Annotated in this window: 6 protein-coding genes; 5 read left to right on the forward strand and 1 reads right to left on the reverse strand. The window is 63.7% G+C overall.

Features of this window, described 5'->3' with window-relative positions:
- On the reverse strand, positions 1 to 268 hold a 268-nt coding region (locus BOO71_RS29010; protein WP_368482859.1), incomplete at its 3' end, for a transposase family protein.
- A gap of 94 nt (positions 269 to 362) precedes the next feature.
- On the opposite strand from BOO71_RS29010, the gene BOO71_RS02630 reads away from it, so the two are divergent.
- From BOO71_RS02630 to BOO71_RS26675, 5 genes are all read left to right on the forward strand, one after another.
- The gene (locus BOO71_RS02630; RefSeq protein WP_075830435.1) at positions 363 to 1316 is read left to right on the forward strand and encodes an ABC transporter permease; all 954 of its coding nucleotides are present in this window, start codon (positions 363 to 365) and stop codon (positions 1314 to 1316) included.
- A gap of 31 nt (positions 1317 to 1347) precedes the next feature.
- Complete coding sequence (gene opp4C, locus BOO71_RS02635) at positions 1348 to 2235, forward strand: oligopeptide ABC transporter permease (RefSeq protein WP_075830436.1); 888 nt, start codon at positions 1348 to 1350, stop codon at positions 2233 to 2235.
- Between the two features lie 118 nt (positions 2236 to 2353).
- Positions 2354 to 3295, forward strand: a complete 942-nt coding sequence (locus tag BOO71_RS02640) for a dihydrodipicolinate synthase family protein (RefSeq protein ID WP_075830437.1) — start codon at positions 2354 to 2356, stop codon at positions 3293 to 3295.
- Complete coding sequence (locus BOO71_RS02645; RefSeq protein WP_075830438.1) at positions 3288 to 3962, forward strand: N-acetylmannosamine-6-phosphate 2-epimerase; 675 nt, start codon at positions 3288 to 3290, stop codon at positions 3960 to 3962. Before BOO71_RS02640 ends, BOO71_RS02645 begins: the two co-directional genes overlap by 8 nt.
- Positions 3963 to 4154: 192 nt before the next feature.
- Positions 4155 to 4431, forward strand: a 277-nt coding sequence (locus tag BOO71_RS26675) for a hypothetical protein (protein ID WP_139322698.1), incomplete at its 3' end; no start/stop codon positions are given.

Raw genomic sequence — 4431 nt, forward strand, 5'->3', positions numbered from 1 at the left:
CCACGGTTCGCTGAACCGTGGCCTCATGGACACCCCAGTCCTGGCCGATGTGAAACAACGTGCGGTACTCGCGCCAGAACTCCAGCGTCATCAGGAGTTGCGCTCCCAAAGAGAGTGCAGGTGGCCGTCCAGATTTGACTTTGTTGGCATGGCGTTCTTGCAACACGGTCTCCATCTCTAGAAATGTTTCAGGGTACACACCAGTGCGACGGCGAAAACTCGTGCGATTCAGCTTCAGGGCCTGATGATATTTTAGCGTGCCAACCATCCCCTACCTTAGCGCACGACTTTCGCAAGAGGTCTACTTGTTCGTGGCGTCTTTCTTGCTCCATTTCTCTCCCGCTTCTTAAGGAGCTGACCGTATGGGCCTTTACACCCTCCGCCGCCTGCTGATCAGTATTCCGCTGCTGCTGGTGATCAGCGCCGTGGTCTTCACGCTGCTGCAATTCACCCCTGGCGATCCGCTGGACGCCTACATTCCCCCCGATCAGGTCCTGAGCGCCGAGCAGCGCCAGATTCTGAAAACCGATCTGGGTCTGGATCAATCCAAGCCAGTGCAGTACTTCAAGTGGCTGGGCCGCGCGGTGCAGGGCGATCTGGGCTACCGCATCAAGAACGGTCAGCCCGTGATCGAGGAACTGGGCCGCCGCCTGCCGCCCACGCTGCTATTAATGGGCCTGGGCATGACCGTGGGCGTGACGCTGGGGATCTTCTTCGGCATCGTCGCGGCGGTCAAGCGCTACACGCTGCTGGACAACACCCTGACCTTCCTGGCGTTTCTGGGCATCTCCACCCCCGCCTTCCTGGCCGGGTTGCTGGGCATGTACGTTTTCGCCCTCAAGCTGGGCTGGTTTCCTGCTGGGGGATACCAGACGCCGGGAGACGGCGGAGTGATGGACATCCTGCGGCACCTGATCCTGCCCGCCATGATCCTCTCGGTCACGTACATCGCCATCCTGATGCGCTACACCCGCTCCAGCATTCTGGAAGTGCTGTTTCAGGACTTCGTCCGCACCGCCTCGGCCAAGGGCGTTCCGTCGTACCGGGTGATCAGCAAGCACGTGCTGCGCAACGCGCTGATTCCGGTGGTGACGGTGATCGGGGCCAACGTCGCCAACCTGATCGGCGGCGCGGTGTTCCTGGAGAGCATCTTCTCGTGGCCCGGCACCGGACAGTTGTACCTGGACGCCATCGACTCGCGCGATTACCCGATGATCATGGGCACGACGCTGATGCTGGCGATCATCATCCTGCTGGCCAACCTGATCACGGACCTGATGTACGGGTTGATCGACCCCCGGATTCGCTACTCATGACCATAATTTTCAAGATGGGGAGGCTGTACCCATGACCGCCACCACTCCTGTCAAACCCGAGAAGGTCCGCGTCAAGACGCCGGGCAGCATGGCCCTCAAGCGTTTTCTGCGCCACCGGCTGGCCGTCGTCGGCCTGATCCTGCTGGGCATCATCGTGTTGCTGGTGGTCTTCGGCCCGCTGATCGCCCGCTTCGGCCCCGACGAGATTGACCTGCTCAACCGCAACCAGCCGCCCAGTGGGGCGCACTGGCTGGGCACCGATCCCACCGGGCGCGATATCTTCGCCCGCACGCTGTCTGCCGGGCGCGTGTCGCTGATGGTGGGTCTGTTCAGCACCCTGGTCTCGGTGGTGGTGGGCACCACGCTGGGCGCGCTGGCCGGGTATTTCGGCGGCTGGGTGGACAACGTGATCATGCGTTTCGTGGACGTGGTCATGACCTTTCCCAGCATCGTGGTGCTGCTGACGCTGGCCGCCATCGTCGGCCCCGGCATCGACAAGACCATCATCATCATCGGGCTGCTGGGCTGGCCGCTGGCCGCACGGCTGGTGCGCGCCAAGTTGCTTTCCGTGCGCGAGCTGGACTTCATCTCGGCGGCCACGGCGCTGGGGGCCAACGACCGCCGCATCCTGCTCAAGCACGCGCTGCCCAACGTGGTGGACGTGCTGGTGGTCTTCGTCAGCCTGGGCGTCGCCAGCGCCATCCTGACGGAAGCGGGCCTGAGCTTCCTGGGCCTGGGCGTGCAGCCCCCGCAGGCCAGTTGGGGCAACCTGCTCAGCAGCGCCCGCGAGATCAACATTCTGGAAGCCTACGTCTGGCAGTGGATGCCCGCCGGACTGCTGATCATCCTGACCGTGCTGGCCACCAACTTTCTGGGCGACGGCCTGCGCGACGCGCTTGATCCCAAGGCCAAGCAGTAGGAGTAACTCTCTCTCCTTCGGAGCTGCACCAGTCCGATAGGGGAGAGCGCAACTCGCCGAAATCGAATCCCTCTGACCAGCTCTCCACCCTTCCCCCACTCTCCTCCCGAGGTTTCTTATGACCACTGCTGACTTTCCCGCCAACCTGCACGGCATCATTCCGCCCGTCGTTACGCCGCTCACTCCAGAATTTGAAGTAGACGAGGCTTCGCTGCGCCGCGTTCTGCGGCACCTGTTGGATGGCGGCGTGCATGGCCTGTTCCTGCTCGGCTCCACCAGTGAGGTGGTCTTCATGGACGCCCCGCAGCGCCGCGAGGTGTTGCGAATCGCTGTGGATGAGGTGGCCGGGCGCGTACCGCTGCTGGCGGGCGTGATCGACCCCACCACGGACCGCGTGATCGCCCACGCCCGCGACGCCCGCGACGCCGGGGTGGATAGCTTGGTGGTCACTGCACCGTTCTACGCCCGCACCAGCCAGGCCGAGATCGTCGAACACTTCCGCGCGGTCCATGAGGCCGTGGGCCTGCCGATCATGGCCTATGACATTCCGGTGTGCGTGCAGGTCAAGCTGGAGCGCCCCACCCTGCGCCAGATGCGCCAGGAAGGGCTGATCGTGGGCCTCAAGGACAGCAGCGGGGACGACACCAACTTCCGGTTGCTGGCCCGCGAGTGCGCGGATGACCCGCAGTTCCGCATGTTCACCGGTTCGGAACTGATGGTGGACACGGCGTTCATGGTGGGCGCACACGGCTGCGTGCCGGGGCTAGGAAACGTGGACCCCGCTGCCTATGTGGCCCTCTATGACGCGGCCCAGTGCGAGGACTGGAGCGGGGCTAGGCAGATTCAGGAACGCCTGATCCGGCTGTTCGCGGTGGCCTTGCAGGGCACGCCGCGCACCAGCGCCGGGGCTTCAGGCGTGGGGGGGTTCAAGGCCGCCATGCGCCTGCTGGGCCTGATCACGCACCATCACATGAACCGCCCCAATCTGCCCCTCAACGATCAGGAAATGGGACGGGTGCGGGTCATTCTGGAGGCTGAGGAGCTGCTGGTCCATGCCTGACCGGACAGTGCTGGAGCGGCTTGCCGGCGGCCTGATCGTCTCGTGTCAGGCCAACCCCGACTCGCCCCTGCGCGATTCGTACATCATCGGGCAACTGGCGCTGGCTGCTGAGCGGGGCGGCGCGGTGGGCCTGCGGATTCAGGGCTTTGAGGACGTGGCAGCGGTGCGGGCCGTCACCGATCTGCCGATCATCGGCTTGACCAAGACGGACCGGGACGACACCGAGGTCTACATCACCCCCACCGCCGCCGAGGGCGTGCGGCTGGCCGAACTTGGCGCGCAGATCGTGGCCTTTGACGCCACCTCGCGTCCCCGGCCTGAACCGTTGGCAGACATGTTCGCTGCCGTTCGTGTGGCTGGCGCACTGGTTATGGGCGACATCAGCACGCTGGACGAGGCGCGGGCTGCCTATGACCACGGCGTGGACATCGTCAGCACCACCCTGAGCGGCTACACCCCCTACAGCCGCCAACTTGCCAGGGCAGACTGGGAACTGATGCGGGAGTTGCGTGACGCCGGACTGTCCTTCGCCGCTGAGGGCCGACTAAACAGCCCGGCGGACGCGGCTCAGGCTATGGGTCTGGGGGCAAGTTTTGTGGTGGTGGGCAGCGCGATTACCCGCCCAGACGTGATCACGGGCTGGTTCAGGCAGGCGCTGGAAACCTGACTGCCTGTTGGCCGTATCTGGCCGGATGGATGCTGAGCGCGGCAGATTCGGAAGTTCAGTATCTATGCGCCTCACCCGCCTGCATGGTTAGACCACCATCCTGCCCGGACCATGGCGACTCCCTCTGACTCATGAGTTGCAATGTGTGTATATCGATAAAAAGCACGTCTGGAACGTGCTTCTCTTGTTGGTATGAACAACGCAATCGAAGCTGTCCCAGACGCCCTGCAACTGTACCGTGATATCGAGCGGGAATTTACCCCCACCGCCTGGCGAAGCTGGGATGCTGCTCTCGGATCGTTCCTTGATCCAGAACGGGCCACGCTCCTGAAGAACATGACGGGCATTTCCAAAAGCACCGCAAGCCGTCACCTCAATGCTGGGGGGCCACCGCAACCATGCCAGCGCCATCTGTGGCGCTGGCAAGTCGAGCAACTCCATAAATACGCCCACCAGATCAGGCGTTCGC

Origin of the sequence: Deinococcus marmoris, assembly GCF_001949125.1 — a bacterium.
GTDB lineage: Bacteria > Deinococcota > Deinococci > Deinococcales > Deinococcaceae > Deinococcus > Deinococcus marmoris_A.